The sequence below is a fragment of the Pantoea sp. SIMBA_079 genome, from assembly GCF_046940275.1.
GTDB lineage: Bacteria > Pseudomonadota > Gammaproteobacteria > Enterobacterales > Enterobacteriaceae > Pantoea > Pantoea borealis.
In genome coordinates this window covers 1-273 of record NZ_JAWRYR010000285.1, presented here as the reverse complement: position 1 = coordinate 273, position 273 = coordinate 1, and the positions used below count along the sequence as shown (strand labels likewise).

Below are 273 nucleotides of genomic sequence, written 5' to 3'. Positions count from 1 at the left end.
CCACTAGCTCATGGAGACGCAGTTTTTCTTGGCTTCCAATGGAAAGATTAGTCAACAAAACTAGTTGGTCTTGATTAAGTACGAGCACCTTGCCCGCCCGCCCCCTATTTACAATAAAGTCAGCACCAAGCTGACCTTCAAGTTCAAGCATGTATTTCTTATTAACCCCAGAACGATGACTCTGGAGCACCCGGAACTGCTCCATCGCAACTGCTTCAAGCTGTTGGAAAACATCTTCAATTGTCGCAGACAGCTGAGCTGGCGGTAACATCC

Annotated in this window: 1 protein-coding gene; it reads right to left on the bottom strand. The window is 47.3% G+C overall.

The window, feature by feature from the left end:
* A partial coding sequence (gene dptG, locus SB719_RS20045; protein WP_412159722.1) for a DNA phosphorothioation-dependent restriction protein DptG occupies window positions 1-273 on the bottom strand: 273 nt, incomplete at both ends.